Source organism: Tardiphaga sp. OK245, assembly GCF_900108575.1.
Lineage (GTDB): Bacteria > Pseudomonadota > Alphaproteobacteria > Rhizobiales > Xanthobacteraceae > Tardiphaga > Tardiphaga robiniae.
In genome coordinates this window covers 648,603-668,896 of the sequence record NZ_FNWZ01000004.1, presented here as the reverse complement: position 1 = coordinate 668,896, position 20,294 = coordinate 648,603, and the positions used below count along the sequence as shown (strand labels likewise).

Sequence of the window (20,294 nt, the reverse complement as noted above, 5' to 3'; positions counted from 1 at the left end):
CGCGACGGATTTGGAAGTCGCCCGGCATTCGGGCCGGGAGCATTTCAAAGTGGGTTGTGTGCTTCAATTGATTTCGTCGCTGACCGTGGGCGGGTCCGAGCGACTGCTGATCAATTTCGCTGCCAGTTGCACGCCGGGAGAGGACATTCCGCAGGTTTTCGTCGTGATTAACGACTTTTTCCATCCCGATCTTGCTGCCGAGCTCTCCGCGACAGGTCATCCGGTCTACTTCCTCAAGCGCCCACCCGGGAATCGCAATCCACGTGTCATTCTAAGTTTACTCAACATCATCCGCCGTCACGATATTCGTATCATCCATGCGCATGACAGCGGCGCCAAGCACTTCGCCATGTTGAGTAAACTGTATCGTCCGATGAGCGTCGGCTACACGATTCACAATACCGGCCTCGTCAACGCGTGGGACCGCGTAAAGCTTCGGCTGCATCAGCGGTTCGTCGATTGGAACATCGCGATCTCTGCTGCGGTCGAGCGTGAATGTGAATCTGTCAAACTGAAGCGCCTGTTCAAGGTGCATAACGGCATTCCGCTCGCGACATTTGATAGGGTGGCGCGGCAACGTCGCCTCGGACCGGCTCTGCGTCTGATCAATGTCGCCCGCATCTATCCCAAGCAGAAGGGCCAGGACATCCTGATCAAGGCGGTCAGCCTCTGCGTCGCGCGCGGGCTCGACATTCGCTGCGATTTCGTCGGCAGCCCACCGGAGGGCGACGAGTCGACCCTCCTGAGTTTGAAGGCGCAGGCGATCGCCGAGAATGTCGCTGATCGTGTTCGCTTCCTGTGCGGGCGTACCGATGTGCGCCGTCCGCTGGACGAGGCTGATATTTTCGTCCTGCCATCGCGTTTCGAAGGTTTCGGACTGGTGTTGCTCGAAGCCATGGCGGTCGGCCTGCCTGTCATCGCCGCGGATGTCGATGGCCCGGCCGAACTGCTGGTGGACGGCTCGAACGGTATCAAATTCAAGGTCGGATCCGCTGAGGATCTTGCCGACAAGATCGCGGCGCTTGCGGCGCAGCCCGAGCTTGCCGCGAAGATCGCAAGGACGGCGAAGGATTTCGTCACCGAATTCGATATCGCCAATATGCGCGACCAGTATTTCGGCATCTACGGGCAGATGATGAAGGTGAGCTAGCCCGATGTCTTGCGCGCGCGCTTGCCGGTGGCAGCGAGTTTGTCAGCAAGAAATTCCAGCAGCACCTCGACGCGGGCGGGGCGGGGACCGCCCGGTGGCGTGACGAGGTAGACACCGCTCGACGATTGCGACCAGTCCTGCAACACGGCTTCCAGCGCGCCGCTCGCCAATGCATCGCCGACGATGAAATCCGGCAGGTCGCTGATCCCCAATCCGGCGATCAGCGCAGGCAGTAGCGCCTCGCCATTGTTGACGCGGAGCGGCCCGGCCGGCCGAACGTTGGCCTGTTCGCCGGCCGCATTGGTGAAGTGCCAGACGCCGGGCGTCGAGAGATAGGTGTAGCCAAAGCACTTGTGGTCGGCGAGATGCATGGGATGCGTCGGCCGGCCGTATTTCGCGAAATAGGACGGCGCCGCCACGATGTAACGCTTCACCGGACGCAGCCGCCGCGCGATCAACGATGAATCCGGCAATGATGCGATGCGGATCGCGGCGTCGAAACCTTCGCCGATCAGATCGACGGTCGCGTCGCTGAGGCTGAGGTCGATGGAGACCTCCGGATACTGTGCCAGAAATTCCGGCAGTAGCGGCGCCACCGTATTGGTGCCGTAGGTCATCGGCACGGCCAGCCGTACCAGCCCGCGCGGTGTCGCCGACTGCGCCAGCGCCTCGTTCTCGAGCGCTTCGCCGTCCGCCAGCAATTGCGTGGCCTTCACCGCCAGCGTCTTGCCGGAGTCGGTCAGCGCCAACCGCCGTGAGGTCCGGTTGAACAGCCGCGCGCCCAGGCGATCCTCGAGCCGACCGACCGCCTTGGAGACGGTGGCCTTGGACAGGGTCAGCTCGGTCGCCGCCGCCGCAAAGGACCGCAGTTCGACCACCTTGGCGAAAATCGCCAGCGCTTCGAAATCGGGAAGTTTGGGCATCTCAAAATCCGAAACGATGAGTTTCCATCATTTCTATTTATGCGCCATTTGAGAGGGCATATCCAGATGCCCAGGATGCAAATGCATCAAACGACGGAGATTTCGTCATGATCGACCTCAGACCTTTCGACAAACTCGGCGGCGCCGACCACGGCTGGCTCAAGGCCAAGCACCATTTCTCGTTCGGCAGCCATTACGACCCCAAGAATATGGGCCATGGCAGCTTGCGCGTCTGGAACGACGACGAGATCGCGCCGAACACCGGTTTCCCGGCTCATCCGCATTCCAACATGGAAATCATCACCTATGTCCGCGAAGGCGCGATCACGCATCAGGACAGTCTGGGCAACACGGGCCGCACCGAGGCCGGCGACGTCCAGGTGATGAGTGCGGGCTCAGGCATCCGGCACTCCGAATACAATCTGGAGGCATCGACCACGCGGATCTTCCAGATCTGGATCGAGCCCACACAAACGGGCGGCCAGCCTTGCTGGGGCGCCAAGCCGTTCCCGAAGGCCGATCGCTCCGGCCAGTTCGTCACCATTGCCAGTGGCTTCAAGGACGACGCCGGGGCACTGCCTATCCGGGCTGACGCCCGGGTGCTGGCAACCACGCTGAAGGCCGGTGAGACCGCGCAATATCCGCTGGGTAGCTCGCGCAATGGCTATCTCGTGCCGGCGGCCGGCGCGATCGAGATCAACGGCATTCGCGTCAACGCCCGCGACGGCGTCGCCATCCGTGACGAAGCCAACGTCACGATCACCGCGCTGGAAGATTCCGAACTCGTTCTGGTGGACGCGGCCTGACGGCGCCCACCAATCATCAACCCGACCTATTCATCCCCAATCCAACGGAGACTGACCATGACCAAAGTACTCGTTCTGTATTATTCCGCTTACGGCCATATCGAAGCGATGGCCAATGCCGTCGCTGAAGGCGCCCGCGAAGCCGGCGCCACTGTCGATATCAAGCGCGTGCCTGAACTGGTGCCTGCCGAAGTCGCCAAGGCGTCCTACTACAAGATGGACCAGGCTGCCCCGATCGCGACCATCGACGATCTCGCCAATTACGATGCGATCATCGTCGGCACCGGCACCCGCTTCGGCCGCATGTCCTCGCAGATGGCCAACTTCCTCGATCAGGCCGGTGGCCTGTGGATGAAGGGCGCGCTGCATGGCAAGGTCGGCGGCGCCTTCACCGCGACCGCGACCCAGCACGGTGGCCAGGAAACCACGCTGTTCTCGATCATCACCAACCTGCTGCATTTCGGCATGACCATCGTCGGCCTCGATTACGGCTTCCAGGGCCAGATGAAGCTCGATGAAGTCACCGGCGGCTCGCCCTATGGTGCCACCACCCTGACCGGTGGCGACGGCAGCCGCCAGCCTTCGGCCAACGAGCTGGCCGGTGCCCGCTATCAGGGCAAGGCGATCGCCGAGACCGCGAAGAAACTTCACGGCTAAGCTGCGTGGCTAACTAAAAAGAGATGGCTGACAAGAGAAAGGCGGCGTTCTGATTGCAGAGCGCCGCCTTATCTATGCTGGAACAAACGGATTCGATTTCATCATGCTCGACGTGTATTTCATCTACCAGCTGGCCCGGCGGCCGCTGCACGCGATGGCCCGGAAATGGTTTTGTCGCGGCATCGCGCATGTGACCAAGGGTGAAGTCGTTTGCCCCGAATGCCGCCAACACTGAAACGTTCCTTGATTGTTGGACTGGCAAGGTTGCGTCTGGGGACGTAGACTTCGGCTATGTCCAAGCCAGCCAGCTCGCCCGCGCCAGTCCTCAGTATCCGCATCGACCTCGATCCCGAGGGACGGATCGGACCGGGCAAGATTCAGCTTCTCGAACATATTCACGCTACCGGTTCGATTTCGGCCGCCGGCCGCGCCATGGCGATGTCCTACAAGCGCGCCTGGGATCTGGTGGATGAACTCAACCGGATCTGCGGGCAGCCTGCCGTCGAGCGCCAGACTGGCGGCAAGAATGGGGGCGGAGCTCTCCTCACGCCATTCGGCCTTACGCTCATCAAGCGCTATCGTGGCATCGAAAGCGCTGCGGCCACCGCCGCGCGCAAGGAGCTGCTGGCGCTGAAGGGCGATATCGGCAAGAAGCGCAGGTTCTAACCGGTCAAGCCGGCGGTATCACCGTTGTATCCGGATAAATATATCGTGACGGTCACCCCGATCGCGCTTTCGAATGGCTCTATTCTGGAATAGGATCGATCGATCCTTGGTCGCTCGTGGCGCGCCGTGGTCTAAACTGGAACTTCGCAATGTTCGACGCCCAATGCGATCTGGCTGCGCTTGTCTATGACAAGGATCAGGATCCCGACGCAGTGTTGCACACCTTCGCGGCGGATTTGAGCAAGCAGGGTATTCGCGCCGTCGGATTGGTGCAACTCGGGCATCGCGAATTCGACGTGCCGAAGCTGACTGCGGTCATGCTGCACACCGGTGCACACGTGCGCTTGTTTCAGGATCTCGGTCCCGGCGCAAAAGGCTGCAAGCTCGATGTCGGACAATTGCTCGATGCCGGCACGCAGGTTGCCGACGCCATCGACGAGGGCGCCGATCTCGTGATCATCAACCGGTTCGGCAAGCAGGAGCGCGAGGGCAAGGGGCTCGCTTATCTGATCGAGCGCGCGCTCTCTAGCGATATCCCCGTGGTGATCGCCGTGCCGTCGCATCGCTTCGCCGAATGGATCGCATTTGCCGATGGCATGAGCGTGAAGCTGCATTGCGATCGCGAGTCGCTCGACGGCTGGTGGGCGAAAGTCTCTTGTCGCACCGAGGGAATCATGCGTCAGGACCATCGTAGCGTTTGCGAAGTGCTGAAATAGAATTCCATCAACGCACAGTCGTCAATCGTCGGAATACCGTTGCTCCTGCCACGGATCGCCGCGGTTGTGATAACCGCGAACTTCCCAATAGCCGGGCTTGTCGTCGCTGACGAAGTGGATGCGCTGCAGCCACTTCGCGCTCTTCCAGAAATACAGATGCGGCACGATCACGCGCACCGGGCCGCCATGGTCGCGCTCGATCGGGGAGCCCTGCCACGAATGTGCCAGCAGTGCGTCTTCGGCAGCGAAGTCTTCCAATGACAGGTTCGTGGTGTATCCGTCATGGGATTCCAGTACCACGAAGCGCGCGTCCGGCTTCGGCTGGCAAGCATCGAGCAGCGCGCGGGTCGAAAGACCCTCCCACTGGTTGTCGTAACGCGACCAGGTGGTGACGCAATGGATGTCTGAGATGAAGGTCGATTGCGGCTGTGCGCTGAACTGGCCGAAATCCCAGAACAGCGGCGTCTCGACGGCACCGTAGACATCGAGGCGCCAGCGCTCGCGGGGGATGTCGGGTGTGATGCCCAGATCCAGTACCGGCCAGTCCTGGGTCAGGTGCTGGCCGGGTGGGAGCCGCTGGTCGTCCGGGCGCGCAATCTTGCCGGTGATAAACCGGCCTTCGCGCGCCCAGCGCTGTTTGGTCTGCGTCAGCTTGGATTCCGGCGGGGTGTGATCCTCGGTCATGGCTGACGCTCCTTGGCTAGACGTTGACCGTCACTCGTGACGGTGCATCGCCGACTTGTGCTTGGTGTCGCGCATGGTGGCGTAAATCAGCAGCGACAGGAAGATCATGCCCGACAGATAATAGTAGAACCACTGTTCATGACCGATCTGCTTGAAGTACAGCGCGATCGCCGGCGCCGTACCGCCGAAGATTGACACCGTCAGCGCATAGGGCACGCCGACGCCCAGCGCACGGATATTGGTCGGGAACAGTTCGGCCTTCACCACCGCATTGATCGAGGTATAGCCGGCGACGAACACCCAGGCGCCGCAGATCAGCAGGAACGCCGTGAATGGCGACTTGGTGGTCTGCAGCGTGGTGAGGATCGGAACAGTCGCCAGCGTGCCGGCAACGCCGAAGAAGATCAGCAGCGGCTTGCGGCCGATGCGGTCGGAGATCGCGCCATAGATCGGCTGCAGCAGGCAGGCGAATATCAGCGTGCCGAAGATCACCGTGGTGGTTTGGTCCGCGGTGAGGCCGACCGAGAGCTTGACGAAGGTCTGCATGTAGGTGGTGAAGGTATAGAACGCTGCGGTGCCGCCGGCGGTGAGGCCGACAACCAGCAGCAATTCGCGCGGATAGGCCATCAGCGCGCGCAGCGAACCCATTGGCTTGGCCTGCTTCTTCGCTTCAACGAACTGGTCAGTCTCGTGCATGTCGCGACGCATCACGGCGGTGAAGACCGCAAGACCAGCGCCGATCACGAACGGAATGCGCCAGCCCCAGTCCTTCAGCTCCTGCTCGGTGAGGAACACCTTCTGCAGCAGCAGGAGCACGATGATCGCGGTCAGCTGGCCGCCGATCAGCGTGACATACTGGAAGCTCGAATAGAAACCGCGATGCTTGGGATCGGCAACTTCCGAGAGATAGGTGGCGCTGGCGCCGTATTCGCCGCCGAGGCTGAGGCCTTCGATGATGCGGGCGAGCGCGAGCAGGATCGGTGCCGCGATGCCGATGGTGGCGTAGGTCGGCGTGCAGGCGATGATCAGCGAGCCGAAGCACATGCACAGGACCGAGATCGTCAGCGATATACGACGGCCATAGGTGTCGGCGAGATAGCCAAACAGCCAGCCGCCGAGTGGCCGCATCAGGAAGGTGGCGGCGAACAGCACGGCCGCATTGAGCTGCTGAACGACGGGGTCGGAGTTCGGGAAGAAGGCCGGCGCGAAATACAGGGCGAAGGCGGTGTAGGCGTAGAAGTCGTACCATTCGACGAGATTGCCCATCGAGCCGATGAAGATCGCCTTGATGCGTTTTTTGGCGTCGTCGAAATGGAGTTTGCCGTCCGCCGGCGGTGCGAATGAATCTGCCACGTAGAACCCTCGTATTCCGTGAAGTGAAATGTCCCGTTGCCACGCGCGGCACGAAAAGCCAATGCCGCGGAATGCATTGCTGCTGGCAGGATCGTTCTGTCAGCCGATGCCTGCATCCCGGCGGCCGCACATGACTAGCCTCGACATGCGACAATGTGGCTTAGACAAAAGTCTATGAAGGGTAGCGGTACTCCGGGCGGCTCTGCCCAAAGGCGTCGTCCTGGCCGGCACAGGGCCAGCCAGGACGAGCGAGTATGAGGGCGGAGTTTCGTTACTTCGCCGGGCGCGGATCGATCGGCGTGGAGTCGCGCAGGCCCAGAATGTCCTCCAGCACGCGTGCGCCGGCGAGCAGTGAGGCTTCGCCGCGCGGCGGGCCGACGACCTGCAATCCGACCGGCAGACCCTTTGAGGTGAAGCCGCAGGGCATCGACAGCGCCGGGCAGCAGGTCAGCGTGATCGCATAGACGATGCCCAGCCACTGCACGTAGTTATCGAATTTGGTGCCGTTGCATTCGGCGAGATAGCGCTGCTCGATCGGGAACGGCGGCGTGATGGTCGCCGGGCACAGCAGCAGGTCGTATGTCTGGAAGAACTCGTAGGCACGTGCCGCCAGCGTGACACGCTGCGCTTCCGCCTTCGCCAGGTCATCGACCGTGAGCTTCAGGCCCTGCTCGATGTTCCAGATCACTTCCGGCTTCAGCTGATCGCGCTTGTCGCGGAGCAGCTGGAGCTTCGAGATCGCGAAGTCATAGGCGCGCAGCACATGGAAGCATTCGTGGGCTTCGCGCAGGTCGGGATGCGCTTCCTCGACGATCACGCCGGCGTCGGCGAATGCCATCGCTGCCTTGCGGGTGATGGCGACCACTTCGGGGTCGACCGGGGTGATGCCGAGATCCGGCGAATAGGCGATCCGCTTCGGCTTGGTACCGGCGCGCACGGCGGAGCGGAATGAGGTCGGCAGTTTCGGCAGCGAGATCAGATCGGCAGGATGTTCGCCGCTCATGGCGTCGAGCATCAGCGCGAGGTCTTCCACGGTGCGGGCCATCGGGCCCTGCACGCTCACCATCCGGGCGAGCGCCACGGCGGGCGTGGACGCAACGCGGCCGACGCTCGGACGCAGGCCAACGATGCCACAGAAGCTGGCGGGGTTGCGCAGCGAACCGCCCATGTCGGAGCCATGGGCAATCCACGCCGTGCCGCTGGCAAGTGCTGCCGCGGCGCCGCCGGACGAGCCGGCGGCCGACTTCGACAGGTCCCACGGATTCAGCGTCGCGCCGAACACTTCGTTGAACGTATTGGCGCCCGCGCCGAATTCAGGCGTGTTGGATTTCGCATAGATCACGCCGCCGTTTTCTTCGAGGCGTTCGACCAGCACGTTGGACTTGGTCGGCACAACGTCCTTGTAGATCGGCGATCCCTGTGTGGTGCGGACGCCGGCGACGGCGGTGAGATCCTTGATCGGCACCGGCAGGCCGGCAAGGATGCCGCGTTCGCCGAGCGGCTTCTTCATCAATTCCTTCGCGTGATCGCGGGCGCGATCGAAACACAGGATCGGCAGCGCGTTGACCTGGCCATCGACGTCCTTGATGCGGGCTTCCAGCGCGTCCAGCAGGTCGAGCGGCGTTACCGTTCCGGCATTGAGTTGATCGACCACGGCGCAGGCCGTTGCTTTGATGAGATCTTGCTGAGAGGCCACGCACGTCTCCAATTTCGGATGCAGAGCAATTCGTATGCTTGGGATGTCGATCCCGACGTAGCCGTGTAGACCATTTTCTGGATAAATGGGACTCGTAGGCCAAATCTCCTTAACCCAAGTCGCCTCACACAATGCAGGGATGCAACCATGAGTAAGCCTTTCGGCGATTCCAACTGGCGCGCGATGTCACGCGAGCAGCTCGATGCCGGTCTGAACAACTCGACTGCCGTTGCGGGCAGCGCCGACATCGCCGCCGGATGGGGCCAGCGCTCTGACGCGATGAAGGCGAAGTACCCTGCGCATCTCGACGTCGCCTACGGTCCACGCGAGCGCAACAGGTTCGATTTCATCAAGGCTGCCGACGGCGGGCCGACACTGCTGCTGATCCATGGCGGCTACTGGCAGATGCGCTCGAAGGATTTTTTCACCTGCTTCGCTGCTGGTCCCATCGCCCACGGCATCAACGTCGCTGCGATCGGCTATACACTGGCGCCGGACGCGACGCTGGAGGAGATCGTGGCCGAGATGCATGCCGGCGTCGATGCGCTGGCGGAGAAGCTGCCCTCGCTCGGCGGCGATCCGAACCGCATCGTGGTGTCGGGCTGGTCCGCCGGCGGTCATCTCACCTCGACCACGCTGTCGCATCCGAAGGTGAAGGGCGGCGTCGCCATTTCCGGCATCTACGATCTCGAACCGATCCGCGCGTCCTATCTCAACGAGAAGCTCAAGCTCGACGAGGCGATGTCGAAGCGCCAGTCGCCGTTGCTGCAGGATGGCGGCCCGAACAAGCCGCTCGCGCTGGTGGTTGGCGGCGGCGAATTGCCGATCCTGCGCCAGCAGACGGCGGACCTTGCCGTGCACCGGGCAAAGTACGGTTTGCCGGTGAGCTATGAGGAGATCCCGGGCGCTGATCACTTCTCGATCATGAAAGAGCTGGAATCGCCGACGGGGCGGATCACGACGCTGATCAAGGAATTGGTCGCGCGGATTTAGAATCAGACCAGCAATTTGAATATGTGAGACGTATCCCGGCGCCGCTCGTCAGCGCCGGGATTGTTTTGTCTACAGTCCCTGTCCGCCCGACACCTCGATCCGCTGCGCGTTCACCCAGCGATTGTCCTCCGACAGCAGGCTCGCGATCATCGGTCCGATATCGTCGGGCAGGCCGACGCGGCCAAGGGCGGTCATGCCGGCGATCGTCTTGTTGATGTCTGGATTGTCACGCACGGCACCGCCGCCGAAATCGGTTTCGATTGCGCCGGGCGCGACCGTGTTCACGGTGATCCGGCGGCTGCCCAGTTCCTTCGCCATATACATGGTCATCACCTCGACGGCGCCCTTCATCGCGGCATAAGCAGCATAGCCGGGGAGGCACATGCGGGTCAGCCCGGACGACAGGTTCACGATGCGGCCGCCGTCCGCGATCAGTGGCAGCAGTGTCTGCGTCAGGAAGAACACGCCCTTGAAATGGACATTCACCAGCCCGTCGAACTGCGCTTCGGTGGTATTGGCGATTAGCGCATAATCGCCATGCCCGGCATTGTTCACGAGATGATCGAATGTCTCGCGGGACCATGTATCGCGCAGAGCTGTCCGCAGACGCTCGGCGAAATCCGCGAAGCCCGCCACCTTCCCGGTGTCGAGCTGAAGCGCCACCGCCTTGCGGCCCATGCGCTGGATTTCGGAGACGACAGCCTGTGCGTCTTCGCTGCGGCTTTGATAGGCGAGGACGACATCGCCGCCGTGACGGGCGATATTGAGAGCGGTGTTGCGGCCGAGCCCGCGGCTGGCGCCGGTAACGAGGGTAATCTTGGTCATGGTCAGCTCCTGTGGTGTGACCATCCCGATATCGCCCCGGCGAACCGGGCTTGGTTGCCCGAAGCTCGACGTTCCTTGCCTAATCCTCCAAAATCATGTGCTGGCGCATTTACGATGATGTAGGCTGAGCGTCATGACCACGCTTCTCAATGCCGTCCGCCGTTACACAGAGACCCATGCTGATAGTGCCGGCATCGCGACCACGCCGATCCTCGGCCTTGCTGCCGTGCGCGCAACCACACCCAGCGACATTATCCACGCGATCTTCCAGCCGCTGATCTGCCTCGTCGTGCAGGGCACCAAGCATGTCACCATGGGCACGGAGAGTTTTGTCTTCGCCGCCGGGGATTCGCTGATCATCACGGCCGATGTTCCGATCGTCAGTCAAATCACACGGGCGAGCATTGCCGCGCCCTATCTCTCGCTGGTGTTCGAACTTGATCTGGCCGTGATCGCCGAACTGGTTGTCGAGATGAAAGCGGAGCCAAGCGCCGATCTCGCGCGTGTCCGGGTCGAGCCCACCGATGCCGAAGTTGCGGACGCGGCGTTGCGGCTGATGCGCTTGCTCGATCGTCCGGCGTCATTGCCGGTGCTGCGCGCTCAGCTGGTGCGGGAGATGCATTACTGGCTGCTGGCTGGTCGCCACGGGCCGGCGATCCGACGGCTTGGCTGGCCGGATAGTCACGCACAACGTGTCGCGCGCGCGGTCGCGGTGTTGCGCACCGAGTTCGCGCGGCCGGTGCTGGTCGAGCGTCTTGCGGATGTTGCGGGCATGAGCCCGTCGTCATTCCACCAGCATTTTCGCAGCGTGACGTCACTCACGCCGCTGCAGTTTCAGAAGCGGTTGCGCCTGATCGAGGCGCGGCGGCTGATGTTGTGGGAAGGCGCGGCCGCGAGCAGCGCGGCCTTCGCCGTCGGTTATGAGAGCGTGCCGCAATTCACCCGGGAATATGGTCGCATGTTCGGTGCACCGCCGGTTCGCGACATCGAATCGGCGCGGGATAAAGCACGCGCCGTCGGGTGATCGGGAGCGTCACGATTTTCTAGTGCGTACGCGCCAAACAGAAAGCGACGACCTGCTCCAGTGCAGTCTTCATCGGTGACGACGGAAACAGCGCCAGCGCGTCGACGGCCATGGCGCCGTAATGCTGGGCGCGGTTGATCGTGTCTTCCAGTGCGCGGTGCTTGGTCATCAGGCCGATGGCGTGATCGAGGTCGCCTTCGCCGATCTCGCCGCGCTCCAGCGCCTTGATCCAGAATTCACGTTCGGCATCGTTGCCACGGCGGAAGGCGAGCACCACGGGCAGGGTGATCTTGCCCTCGCGGAAATCGTCGCCGACATTCTTGCCGAGCTTGGCGGCCTTGCCGCCGTAGTCGAGCACGTCGTCGATGAGCTGGAAGGCGATGCCGAGATTCATGCCGACCGAACGGCACGCGGTCTGTTCGGCCTTCGGGCGGTTGGCGATCACCGGGCCGACTTCGCAGGCGGCGGCAAACAGTTCGGCCGTCTTGCCGCGGATGACCGCGAGATATTCGTCTTCGGTGGTGGCGGTGTTCTTGGCGGCGGCGAGCTGCATCACTTCGCCCTCCGCAATGGTGGCGGCAGCCGAGGATAGAATATCGAGCGCGCGCAGCGAGCCGACTTCAACCATCATGCGGAAGGCCTGGCCGAGCAGGAAGTCGCCAACAAGTACGCTGGCCTCGTTGCCCCACAGCATGCGCGCGGACAGCTTGCCACGGCGCAGTTCGCTCTGGTCGACCACGTCGTCATGCAACAGCGTCGCGGTGTGCATGAATTCGACGGACGCCGCGAGCTTGATATGGCCGTCGCCGGTGTAGCCGGTGAGGTTGGCCATCGCGAGCGTCAGCATCGGGCGCAGCCGCTTGCCGCCCGAGGAGATCAGGTGGTTGGCGACCTCGGGGATCATGGTGACTTCCGAGCCGGTCCGCGACAGGATCGTCGCATTGACGCGCTCCATGTCAGAGGCGACAAGGCTGACCAACTGGTCGATCGACGCTGTTGCGTGACTCTCGAAGGGAACAATCACCGCCACGCTGGGCTCTCCGAATTACAAGGGCGCTTCGTCGGGCCATGAAAAAGGCAGGCACTGGCAGCGCTTATATTCAAATAGGGCGAATTCACGTTGAAAACAGGTGTCCCCATCTGCTGAATTGCCGTCGACCGATATCGGGCCGCACAATAGAAACTGCGCAGCGGCGCGGCAAGGGCATCGGAACCTTGACTTCCCCATAGATACACACCCGGTTACTGGCAGGGAGCGACCTCCAATTGCGCGAAATCATGCGGACGAACGATGTGGTGCTGGTCTCGGCGGTGGGCGCGCTGCTCGACGGCGCGAATATCCACCATCTGGTGCTGGACCAGAATATGAGCGTGATCGAAGGATCGCTGGGCATCATTCCGCGCCGGATCCTGGTGCATGAAGACGATGATCTGCAGGCGCGCCGCGTGCTGACGGATGCCGGACTGGCCCACGAGCTGCGGCCGCAGGATTGATGTGATGGCTGACGCGATCGTGACCACGGAGGACGGCTTCCTGGGTGGCCAATTGCGGCTGCGGCAGCCGAAGTCCGGCCATCGCGCCGGCCATGACGCGATCCTGCTGGCGGCCGCAACGTCAGCGCAAGCCGGTCACAAGGTCGTCGATTTCGGATCGGGCGTGGGGACGGCCGGTCTGGCACTCGCCAAGCGGGTGCCCGGCCTATCCCTGACACTGGTTGAGATCGACCCGCAACTGGCTGAACTGGCGAGAGAAAACGCTGCGGCAAACGGTATTGCGGCGGATGTCGTGACGCTCGATATCGCCGCGAGTGCCGATGTTTTCGCTGCCGCAGGCCTACCGCAAGACAGCGCCGACGCGGTGCTGATGAATCCGCCCTTCAACGATCCCGCGCGCCATCGCGCCTCGCCGAACAAGTCGCGCGAGATCGCCCATGTCGCGACGGAAGACACGTTGCAGACATGGATTCACGCGGCGCGGCGGCTGCTGAAATCCGGCGGCGTGCTGACATTGATCTGGCGGGCGGACGGATTGGCCGATGTGCTGGCGGCGCTGGGTCGCGGCTTCGGCAGCGTCGCCATCATGCCGGTGCATGGCGATGCGGAGGCGCCGGCGATCAGGGTGTTGGTGCGTGCTGTAAAGGGTGGCCGTGCGCCTGCGGCAATTGAGCCGGGCATCTTTCTGCGGGATGCGAATGGCGCGCCTGATCTCCATATCCAGCGCGTGCTGGCCGGGCAGGCGGTTCTGCCTTGGTCATCGCTTCCGACATCGCTCTAGGCGATGCCGCAGTCGTGTCGGTTTATTGAGGAGCTGTTTCGGAGCGTTTCTGCGGCGCGGACGTGAAATGAATCGCCGTCAGAAGTGTGCCGATGATCAGCATGAGCAGATAGATTTTCATGTCTTCTCCCGCTGCGGCGTCAAGGCCTGTTATGGTTTTCAAACGCTGAAAGCGTCTCTCGGTTCAATGACAGCAGCGTGATAAAAGTTGGTTAATGTCGAGGAAATTTGAATGAGCGAATCCAATTTAAAAGCGGCGATCACAAGGCTGCTGCCTGCGCGTTTCCGTCGCGCCTCTGCAGTCGTTCCGGTGGTGCGTCTGTCCGGCACGATCGGCGCCGTCACGCCGCTGCGGCCGGGATTGTCGCTCGCGGGCGTCGCGAGGCTGCTGGACAAGGCATTTGCGACGAAGAATGCCAAGGCTGTTGCGCTGGTGATCAATTCACCGGGCGGCTCGCCGGTGCAGTCGCGGCAGATCTATCTGCGCATCCGCCAGCTCGCGGCGGAGAAGAAACTACCGGTGTTCGTGTTCGTCGAGGACGTCGCTGCATCCGGCGGTTACATGATCGCCTGCGCGGGCGATGAAATTTTTGTCGATCCGTCGTCGATCGTCGGCTCGATCGGCGTGGTCGGTGGCACCTTCGGTTTTCAGGAACTGATCAAGAAGATCGGTGTCGAGCGGCGTCTCTATACCGCGGGTGAGCACAAGGCGATGCTCGATCCGTTCCTGCCGGAAGATGCCGATGATGTGGCGCGGCTGAAATCGCTTCAGCGCGAAATCCACGCGATCTTCATCAATCTCGTGAAGGAGAGCCGCGGTGCCCGGCTGAAGGGCGCCGAGGATGTGCTGTTCTCCGGAGAATACTGGGCCGGTGAAAAATCCATCGCGCTGGGCCTCAGCGATGCCATTGGCGATCTGCGCTCGGTGCTGCGCGCGCGCTATGGCGACAAGGTGCAGATGCCAGTGATCGCGCAGCCATCCGGCATGTTGTCAGGTCTGCTCGGTCGCAAATCCGGCGCGGGCTCGCAGCTATCGCTCGACGGCCTGTCGGGACTGCCGGATCAACTGATCTCGGCGCTGGAGACGCGCGCGCTGTGGTCCAAATACGGCTTTTAGCAGGACGGTATTGCGCGGCATTTGGTGGCTTAAAAGCCAATTGCAGGAATCCGGCACTTGCGCGAGACTATCCGCAGGGGGCTTGAGATGAACGACAGGAATCGACAGATGCCGCCGCTGGTCGCACTTGCAGGCGCGCTTGGGAGCGCAGCCGTTGTCCGCTGGGCCTACAGAACCGCCAAGCGGATCAATCATGAGTTGGAAGAAGCCCGCCAGGCGCGGGTGGCTGAACGCAGCGGGACCACGGAAGTCCCGACCCTGCGCCGCGATCCCGTCACCGGCGCCTATCGGCCGGGCTAGCCGCCGCAAACCGGGCCCCAAAACATTTGCGCCGGCCTGAGGACGGGGCACGTCCTCGAGACCGGCGACAAAGTTGGGCTTTCAGGCTTGGAGGTCCCTCGGCCCTGGAGATTTGGACAACTTAAGACTTGGAGGTCTTCGGCCCGCGCGACTTGGATCGTTCGAGCCTTTCGCTGGGGTAAGTCCCGATGACCGGGTTCGTTCCCACCGATGCCATTCAGGATAGTGCGCGGGACTTAACGACTAACCCTGCTGATCAGGTGATGTGCCGGCGCGGTTACCCGTCGGTTACCGCCAAATCGGGCCGCATTGCCTTGATTCCGCAAGGCCGCGCCGATACGGTCCGCGCGCTTTGATCCGCCTTGATCCCCTTGGCGAATCCCCGGAAAAACGGCCCAGAAACCACCATGGACTCCCTGTCTCCGCACATGCGCCCGGAACGTTCGTTCCAGGGCTTCATTCTCGCTCTGCAGCGGTTTTGGGCCGAGCAGGGCTGCGTGATCCTGCAGCCCTACGACATGGAAATGGGCGCCGGCACCTTCCATCCCGCGACGACCTTGCGGGCGCTGGGGCCGAAGCCCTGGAAGGCCGCCTATGTGCAGCCGTCGCGCCGGCCGAAGGATGGCCGTTACGGTGAGAACCCGAACCGGCTGCAGCATTATTACCAGTTCCAGGTGATCATGAAGCCGTCGCCGGCGAATCTGCAGGATCTCTATCTGCAGTCGCTGAAAGCCATCGGCATCGACACCGCGCTGCATGACGTGCGCTTCGTCGAGGACGATTGGGAAAGCCCGACTTTGGGCGCCTGGGGCCTCGGCTGGGAATGCTGGTGCGACGGCATGGAAGTCAGCCAGTTCACCTACTTCCAGCAGGTCGCGGGCGTCGAATGCGCGCCGGTCGCCGGCGAGCTCACTTACGGTCTCGAACGCCTCGCAATGTATGTGCAGGGCGTCGACCGCGTTTACGATCTCAACTTCAACGGCCGCGACGGCGCCGACAAGGTGACCTATGGCGACGTCTTCCTGCAGGCGGAGCAGGAATATTCGCGGCACAATTTCGAACATGCCGACACCGCGATGCTGTTCGAGCAGTTCAAGATGGCCGAAGCCGCCTGCAAAAAGTATCTCGACGCCGGCTGGAAGAGCGACAAGCGCGAAGAACATCTGATGGCGCTGCCGGCCTATGACCAGTGCATCAAGGCCAGCCATGTCTTCAATCTGCTCGATGCGCGCGGCGTGATCTCGGTCACCGAGCGCCAGAGCTACATCATGCGCGTCCGCGAACTCGCCAAGACCTGCGGCGAAGCGTGGGTGCATACCGAAGCCGGAAGTGCTGCCTGATGCCTGATCTTCTCCTCGAACTGTTCTCTGAAGAAATCCCCGCCCGCATGCAGGCCAAGGCGGCGGAAGATCTGCGTCGCATGGTCACCGATCGTCTGGTTGCCGAAGGTCTCGTTTATGAAGGCGCCAAGGCCTTCGCCACGCCGCGTCGTCTGACGCTCACGGTGCATGGCATTCCCGCACGGCAGTCGGACCTCAAGCAGGAACGCAAGGGACCGCGTGTCGGCGGCGCCGAAGCCGCGATCCAGGGCTTTCTGAAAGCCACCGGTCTTGCGTCGTTGGATGAGGCAAAAATCCAGCGCGACCCGAAGGGCGATTTCTACATCGCGCTCACCGAGAAGCCGGGCAAGCCGACGGTCGACGTGCTGGCCGAGATCCTCCCCATTATCATCCGCACCTTTCCGTGGCCGAAGCAGATGCGCTGGGGCGCGGCTTCCGCGAAATCCAGCGCGCTGACCTGGGTGCGTCCGCTGCATTCCATCGTCGCGACCTTCGGAATCGAGACCGAAGAACCGGAAGTAGTGCAGTTCGACCTGAGCGGCGTGAGTGTCGGTCAGACCACCTACGGTCATCGCTTCCTCGCGCCTGATGCGATCCAGGTGCGCCGCTTCGACGACTATGTGGCGAAGCTGCAGGCCGCCAAGGTCGTGCTCGATCCCGAGCGCCGCAAGGAAATCATCCTCGCCGATGCGCGGCAGCTCACATTCGCGCAGGGCTTTGAGCTGGTCGAAGATCCCGCGCTGCTCGACGAAGTGTCGGGTCTGGTCGAATGGCCTGTGGTGCTGATGGGCTCGTTCGACAAGGACTTCTTGTCGATCCCGGACGAGGTGATCCGCGCCACCATCCGCGCCAATCAGAAGTGCTTCGTGGTCCGTGATCCTAAGACCCAGAAGCTGACCAACAAGTTCGTGATAACAGCCAATATCGAAGCGAGTGACGGCGGCACCGCGATCATCGCCGGCAACGAGCGCGTCATCCGTGCGCGTCTGTCGGATGCGAAGTTCTTTTACGAGACGGATCTGAAGACGAAGCTGGAAGACCGGCTGTCGAAATTCGATCAGATCGTGTTTCACGAGAAGCTTGGCACGCAGGCCGCGCGCATCGCACGTATCGAAAGGCTGGCTGGCGAGATCGCGCCGCTGGTCGGCGCCGATGCTGCGAAGACTGCGCGCGCAGCCAAGCTGGCAAAGACCGATCTGCTCACCGAAGTGGTCGGTGAATTCCCCGAGCTGCAGGGCCTGCTGGGCAAGTACTACGCGCTGGCGCAAGGCGAGGACGCCGCCGTCGCTGCCGCGAGTGAGGATCACTACAAGCCGCAAGGTCCGACCGATCGTGTGCCGACTGATCTCGTCAGTGTCGCTGTGGCGCTGGCTGACAAGCTTGATACTCTGGTGGGGTTTTGGGTTATCAATGAAAAGCCAACTGGGTCAAAAGATCCGTTCGCGCTCCGGCGTGCAGCATTGGGCGTCATACGATTAACGCTTGATAATGGACTGCCAATCCAATTGTCGAACATTCTCAAAGTTGCGATTGATGGTTTCGAAGACCCCATGGAACGTGGATCAATCATTGTAGATCGTGCGAGTTCGGTGACGCCTGTTGGCTTAAGCCCTCGTGTGTTTGGCGGGCATAAATCGCTTGAGGAAACTAGTGCAGTGGCCGGGCGGATTGTTCCGGACCTCCTCGCCTTCTTCGCCGACCGCTTGAAAGTCCAGCTTCGCGATCAAGGCGCGCGTCACGATCTCGTCGATGCGGTGTTTGCGCTCGGCGGCCAGGACGACCTGTTGATGGTGGTCCGCCGCGTCGAGGCGCTCGGTAAATTCCTCGACAGCGACGACGGCAAGAACCTGTTGGCCGGCACCAAGCGTGCCAACAACATTCTCGCGATCGAGGAGAAGAAGGACAAGCGCAAGTTCGACGGCGCGCCGGATGCTGCGTTGTTCAAGCTCGATGAAGAAAAGGCATTGGCCAGGGCGATTGCCGAGGTCGGTCCGGAAGCGAGCGCGGCTGTTGCCAAGGAAGACTTCGCCGGCGCGATGACCGCCATGGCCAAGCTGCGGCCGGCGGTGGATGCGTTCTTCGACAGAGTGAAGGTCAATGACGACGACGCGGCGGTCCGCGAAAATCGTCTGAAGCTGCTGAACGAGATCCGCGCGGCGACGCGTGCGGTGGCGGATTTCTCGAAGATCCAAGACTAAGGCTTACACACGGGCCTCTCCCCACGTCATGGCCGGGCTTGACCCGGCCATCCACGTCTTTCTCTGTCGCCGAGGCGTGGATACCCGGCACGAGGCCGGGCATGACGGAGATGGAACCGAGGGCGCGGCAGTCGTCGGCTGACGCGATATTTCCAGCAATCTCCCGAAACATTTACCCTTCATTAACCATCCCTTGAAATGGTCCGGTTCCGTAACGGTTTCTTAACCGTCGCTTCCCAGCGCGGGCAGGACTGCCCAAGGATCGCCCATGACCTCGGTCAATACCGGCCTCAATCCCTATGCCAATTACGGCTCGGCCTATGCGCGAGCCGCCGCCACCGCCCAGCCGTCGCTGGCCAATGCGCTCAACAGCAATGAGAGCGCATCGTCGTCTTCGTCGGACGCGGCGACCAATCTGACGCTGTCGGATGCGGCGCGGGCGAAGCTTGCGAGCTCCGGCTCCGACAAGGATATCGCGACCGTCGTCACGGATCTCAGGGCGAAGCTGGCGGCCCAATATGTGGCCGCGAAAGCGACGGGGCCGCTGGATGCCAACGGCAAGCTGACCATCGATCTCTCGACGCTGGATCGCCGTTCGCTCTACGCCATGGCCACCAACAATGGCGGCACCTTCACCGCCGACGAGCAGAAGGTCGCCCAAGCCGAACTGGGCAATCGTTTCAACGCAGCGCTGGCGCCTGCCGCGGGTACGGCCAAGCTCACCGGCGATTTCAGCGGCATCTACAAGGCGGCGCTGGATTATCTCGATGCCGCGGGCAGCGAGGAGAAAGCCTCGGCGGCCTGGTCCGCGCAGCGCGAGGCCGTGCTGAAGGGCATTCAGGCGACCGAGCAGACACCGACCAAGGCGCCTTCAGGCATCGCCAACGATCCGGTCGCAGCCTATCTCGCGCAGCCCGATACAACGACGCCCGTGCAGGACATCGCCACCGTTGCGAAGAGCGTGCGTGCGGCGCTGGATGCGCAGGCCAAGGCGGCGCTCGAAGCGGGCAAGGGCGAACTCGTTTATGACAGCCGCCGCAAGACCGGCCAGCTCGCGGATTTCTCCGCCGTCGACAATCGTTCGCTCTCGGCGATCTCGCTCAATCAGGATGGTCTGTTCTCGAAGGAAGAGAGCTTTGCCGCCAAACAGGTGCTCGATTCACGCAATCGCACCAGTATTCTCGAGGCGTTGCAGGCAAGCCAGAAGAGCGGCGATCCCAGCCAGTTCAGCCTCGGCATTCTCAATACCTATTCGGCGATGAGCGATGAGGAGCGGACCGCATCCAACTGGACGCCGAGTTTCCGCGACAACGCCGTGGCGAGCTACAAGTCGACCAACCACATTCTGTCGCTGCTGAAGAGCGGATAAGCGTCGATACAGGAAGGTGCTGCAACACTCCGTCCTCATCCTGAGGAGCGGCATCTTCGCCGCGTCTCGAAGGATGGCTGCAAACGCCGGCGCTCACCCATTCATGGTTCGAGACGCGCGAAGTCGCGCTCCTCACCATGAGGCGGAGCTTGTGGCGTCATGCGCAAACAAAAAAAGCCCCGCCCGGTGGGGGATGACCGGG

21 protein-coding genes are annotated in these 20,294 nt (G+C 62.3%); 14 read left to right on the top strand and 7 right to left on the bottom strand.

The window, feature by feature from the left end:
* Positions 1-58: 58 nt before the first annotated feature.
* Positions 59-1,150, top strand: coding sequence for a glycosyltransferase family 4 protein (locus BLW80_RS21795; RefSeq protein WP_170849758.1), 1,092 nt, complete (start codon positions 59-61; stop codon positions 1,148-1,150).
* Here the strand turns inward: BLW80_RS21795 and BLW80_RS21790 are convergent.
* Entirely contained in the window at positions 1,147-2,073 is a 927-nt protein-coding gene (locus tag BLW80_RS21790; protein ID WP_093759585.1) for a LysR family transcriptional regulator, read from the bottom strand. The genes BLW80_RS21795 and BLW80_RS21790 overlap by 4 nt on opposite strands.
* A 107-nt stretch (positions 2,074-2,180) precedes the next feature.
* Between BLW80_RS21790 and BLW80_RS21785 the strand changes: the two genes are divergently transcribed.
* Entirely contained in the window at positions 2,181-2,879 is a 699-nt protein-coding gene (locus BLW80_RS21785) for a pirin family protein (RefSeq protein WP_089262490.1), read from the top strand.
* A 57-nt stretch (positions 2,880-2,936) separates the two neighbouring features.
* Positions 2,937-3,536 carry an NAD(P)H:quinone oxidoreductase gene (gene wrbA / locus BLW80_RS21780; protein ID WP_093759584.1) on the top strand — a complete coding sequence of 200 codons (600 nt, stop codon included), beginning with the start codon at positions 2,937-2,939 and terminating at the stop codon, positions 3,534-3,536.
* Between the two features lie 13 nt (positions 3,537-3,549).
* Here the strand turns inward: wrbA and BLW80_RS29985 are convergent, their stop codons facing one another.
* Complete coding sequence (locus BLW80_RS29985) at positions 3,550-3,768, bottom strand: hypothetical protein (RefSeq protein WP_139285878.1); 219 nt, start codon at positions 3,766-3,768, stop codon at positions 3,550-3,552.
* A gap of 59 nt (positions 3,769-3,827) precedes the next feature.
* On the opposite strand from BLW80_RS29985, the gene BLW80_RS21775 reads away from it, so the two are divergent.
* Both BLW80_RS21775 and BLW80_RS21770 read left to right on the top strand, forming a co-directional pair.
* Positions 3,828-4,202 carry a winged helix-turn-helix domain-containing protein gene (locus BLW80_RS21775; RefSeq protein WP_093759583.1) on the top strand — a complete coding sequence of 125 codons (375 nt, stop codon included), beginning with the start codon at positions 3,828-3,830 and terminating at the stop codon, positions 4,200-4,202.
* Between the two features lie 149 nt (positions 4,203-4,351).
* Positions 4,352-4,918 carry a DUF2478 domain-containing protein gene (locus BLW80_RS21770; protein ID WP_093759582.1) on the top strand — a complete coding sequence of 189 codons (567 nt, stop codon included), beginning with the start codon at positions 4,352-4,354 and terminating at the stop codon, positions 4,916-4,918.
* Positions 4,919-4,939: 21 nt separating this feature from the next.
* Here the strand turns inward: BLW80_RS21770 and BLW80_RS21765 are convergent, their stop codons facing one another.
* From BLW80_RS21765 to BLW80_RS21755, 3 genes are all read right to left on the bottom strand, one after another.
* Positions 4,940-5,602, bottom strand: a complete 663-nt coding sequence (locus BLW80_RS21765; protein ID WP_093759581.1) for a sulfite oxidase-like oxidoreductase — start codon at positions 5,600-5,602, stop codon at positions 4,940-4,942.
* A 30-nt stretch (positions 5,603-5,632) separates the two neighbouring features.
* Positions 5,633-6,868, bottom strand: coding sequence for an MFS transporter (locus tag BLW80_RS21760; RefSeq protein ID WP_093760053.1), 1,236 nt, complete (start codon positions 6,866-6,868; stop codon positions 5,633-5,635).
* Positions 6,869-7,226: 358 nt separating this feature from the next.
* Entirely contained in the window at positions 7,227-8,651 is a 1,425-nt protein-coding gene (locus BLW80_RS21755; RefSeq protein WP_093759580.1) for an amidase, read from the bottom strand.
* Positions 8,652-8,798: 147 nt separating this feature from the next.
* On the opposite strand from BLW80_RS21755, the gene BLW80_RS21750 reads away from it, so the two are divergent.
* Entirely contained in the window at positions 8,799-9,644 is an 846-nt protein-coding gene (locus BLW80_RS21750; protein ID WP_093759579.1) for an alpha/beta hydrolase, read from the top strand.
* A gap of 69 nt (positions 9,645-9,713) precedes the next feature.
* Here the strand turns inward: BLW80_RS21750 and BLW80_RS21745 are convergent, their stop codons facing one another.
* Positions 9,714-10,469 carry an SDR family oxidoreductase gene (locus BLW80_RS21745; RefSeq protein WP_093760051.1) on the bottom strand — a complete coding sequence of 252 codons (756 nt, stop codon included), beginning with the start codon at positions 10,467-10,469 and terminating at the stop codon, positions 9,714-9,716.
* Between the two features lie 133 nt (positions 10,470-10,602).
* Between BLW80_RS21745 and BLW80_RS21740 the strand changes: the two genes are divergently transcribed.
* Positions 10,603-11,493: an AraC family transcriptional regulator gene (locus BLW80_RS21740; RefSeq protein WP_093759578.1), complete on the top strand. Its 891-nt coding sequence runs from the start codon at positions 10,603-10,605 to the stop codon at positions 11,491-11,493.
* Between the two features lie 19 nt (positions 11,494-11,512).
* On the opposite strand, the gene BLW80_RS21735 is transcribed toward BLW80_RS21740, so the two are convergent.
* Complete coding sequence (locus BLW80_RS21735) at positions 11,513-12,523, bottom strand: polyprenyl synthetase family protein (RefSeq protein WP_068733162.1); 1,011 nt, start codon at positions 12,521-12,523, stop codon at positions 11,513-11,515.
* Between the two features lie 236 nt (positions 12,524-12,759).
* On the opposite strand from BLW80_RS21735, the gene BLW80_RS21730 reads away from it, so the two are divergent.
* The 7 genes from BLW80_RS21730 to BLW80_RS21700 all read left to right on the top strand — a co-directional run bounded on the left by BLW80_RS21730 (position 12,760) and on the right by BLW80_RS21700 (position 20,092).
* Positions 12,760-12,987 (top strand): putative signal transducing protein, encoded by a 228-nt coding sequence (locus BLW80_RS21730; RefSeq protein WP_068733164.1) that lies wholly within the window; start codon positions 12,760-12,762, stop codon positions 12,985-12,987.
* A gap of 4 nt (positions 12,988-12,991) precedes the next feature.
* A complete protein-coding gene (locus BLW80_RS21725; RefSeq protein ID WP_093760049.1) occupies positions 12,992-13,768 on the top strand; it encodes a tRNA1(Val) (adenine(37)-N6)-methyltransferase in 777 nt (258 codons plus the stop codon).
* A 232-nt stretch (positions 13,769-14,000) separates the two neighbouring features.
* The gene (locus BLW80_RS21720; RefSeq protein ID WP_093759577.1) at positions 14,001-14,885 is read left to right on the top strand and encodes a S49 family peptidase; all 885 of its coding nucleotides are present in this window, start codon (positions 14,001-14,003) and stop codon (positions 14,883-14,885) included.
* A gap of 108 nt (positions 14,886-14,993) precedes the next feature.
* Positions 14,994-15,185, top strand: a complete 192-nt coding sequence (locus BLW80_RS21715; RefSeq protein ID WP_089262464.1) for a hypothetical protein — start codon at positions 14,994-14,996, stop codon at positions 15,183-15,185.
* 407 nt (positions 15,186-15,592) lie between these two features.
* Positions 15,593-16,525, top strand: coding sequence for a glycine--tRNA ligase subunit alpha (locus BLW80_RS21710; RefSeq protein WP_093759576.1), 933 nt, complete (start codon positions 15,593-15,595; stop codon positions 16,523-16,525).
* Positions 16,525-18,723 (top strand): glycine--tRNA ligase subunit beta, encoded by a 2,199-nt coding sequence (gene glyS / locus BLW80_RS21705; RefSeq protein WP_093759575.1) that lies wholly within the window; start codon positions 16,525-16,527, stop codon positions 18,721-18,723. The genes BLW80_RS21710 and glyS overlap by 1 nt, the downstream gene beginning before the upstream one ends.
* A gap of 268 nt (positions 18,724-18,991) precedes the next feature.
* Positions 18,992-20,092, top strand: a complete 1,101-nt coding sequence (locus BLW80_RS21700) for a hypothetical protein (RefSeq protein ID WP_093759574.1) — start codon at positions 18,992-18,994, stop codon at positions 20,090-20,092.
* Positions 20,093-20,294 lie beyond the last annotated feature (202 nt).

Coding starts and splice junctions, on each gene's coding strand:
- BLW80_RS21760 (WP_093760053.1), bottom strand. CDS start 6,868: ATGGGCAATCTCGTCGAATGGTACGACTTCTACGCCTACACCGCCTTC.
- wrbA (WP_093759584.1), top strand. CDS start 2,937: ATGACCAAAGTACTCGTTCTGTATTATTCCGCTTACGGCCATATCGAA.
- BLW80_RS21770 (WP_093759582.1), top strand. CDS start 4,352: ATGTTCGACGCCCAATGCGATCTGGCTGCGCTTGTCTATGACAAGGAT.
- BLW80_RS21700 (WP_093759574.1), top strand. CDS start 18,992: ATGACCTCGGTCAATACCGGCCTCAATCCCTATGCCAATTACGGCTCG.
- BLW80_RS21750 (WP_093759579.1), top strand. CDS start 8,799: ATGAGTAAGCCTTTCGGCGATTCCAACTGGCGCGCGATGTCACGCGAG.
- BLW80_RS21745 (WP_093760051.1), bottom strand. CDS start 10,469: ATGACCAAGATTACCCTCGTTACCGGCGCCAGCCGCGGGCTCGGCCGC.
- BLW80_RS21720 (WP_093759577.1), top strand. CDS start 14,001: ATGAGCGAATCCAATTTAAAAGCGGCGATCACAAGGCTGCTGCCTGCG.
- BLW80_RS21765 (WP_093759581.1), bottom strand. CDS start 5,602: ATGACCGAGGATCACACCCCGCCGGAATCCAAGCTGACGCAGACCAAA.
- glyS (WP_093759575.1), top strand. CDS start 16,525: ATGCCTGATCTTCTCCTCGAACTGTTCTCTGAAGAAATCCCCGCCCGC.
- BLW80_RS21785 (WP_089262490.1), top strand. CDS start 2,181: ATGATCGACCTCAGACCTTTCGACAAACTCGGCGGCGCCGACCACGGC.
- BLW80_RS21740 (WP_093759578.1), top strand. CDS start 10,603: ATGACCACGCTTCTCAATGCCGTCCGCCGTTACACAGAGACCCATGCT.
- BLW80_RS21725 (WP_093760049.1), top strand. CDS start 12,992: ATGGCTGACGCGATCGTGACCACGGAGGACGGCTTCCTGGGTGGCCAA.
- BLW80_RS21715 (WP_089262464.1), top strand. CDS start 14,994: ATGCCGCCGCTGGTCGCACTTGCAGGCGCGCTTGGGAGCGCAGCCGTT.
- BLW80_RS21790 (WP_093759585.1), bottom strand. CDS start 2,073: ATGCCCAAACTTCCCGATTTCGAAGCGCTGGCGATTTTCGCCAAGGTG.
- BLW80_RS21710 (WP_093759576.1), top strand. CDS start 15,593: ATGGACTCCCTGTCTCCGCACATGCGCCCGGAACGTTCGTTCCAGGGC.
- BLW80_RS21775 (WP_093759583.1), top strand. CDS start 3,828: ATGTCCAAGCCAGCCAGCTCGCCCGCGCCAGTCCTCAGTATCCGCATC.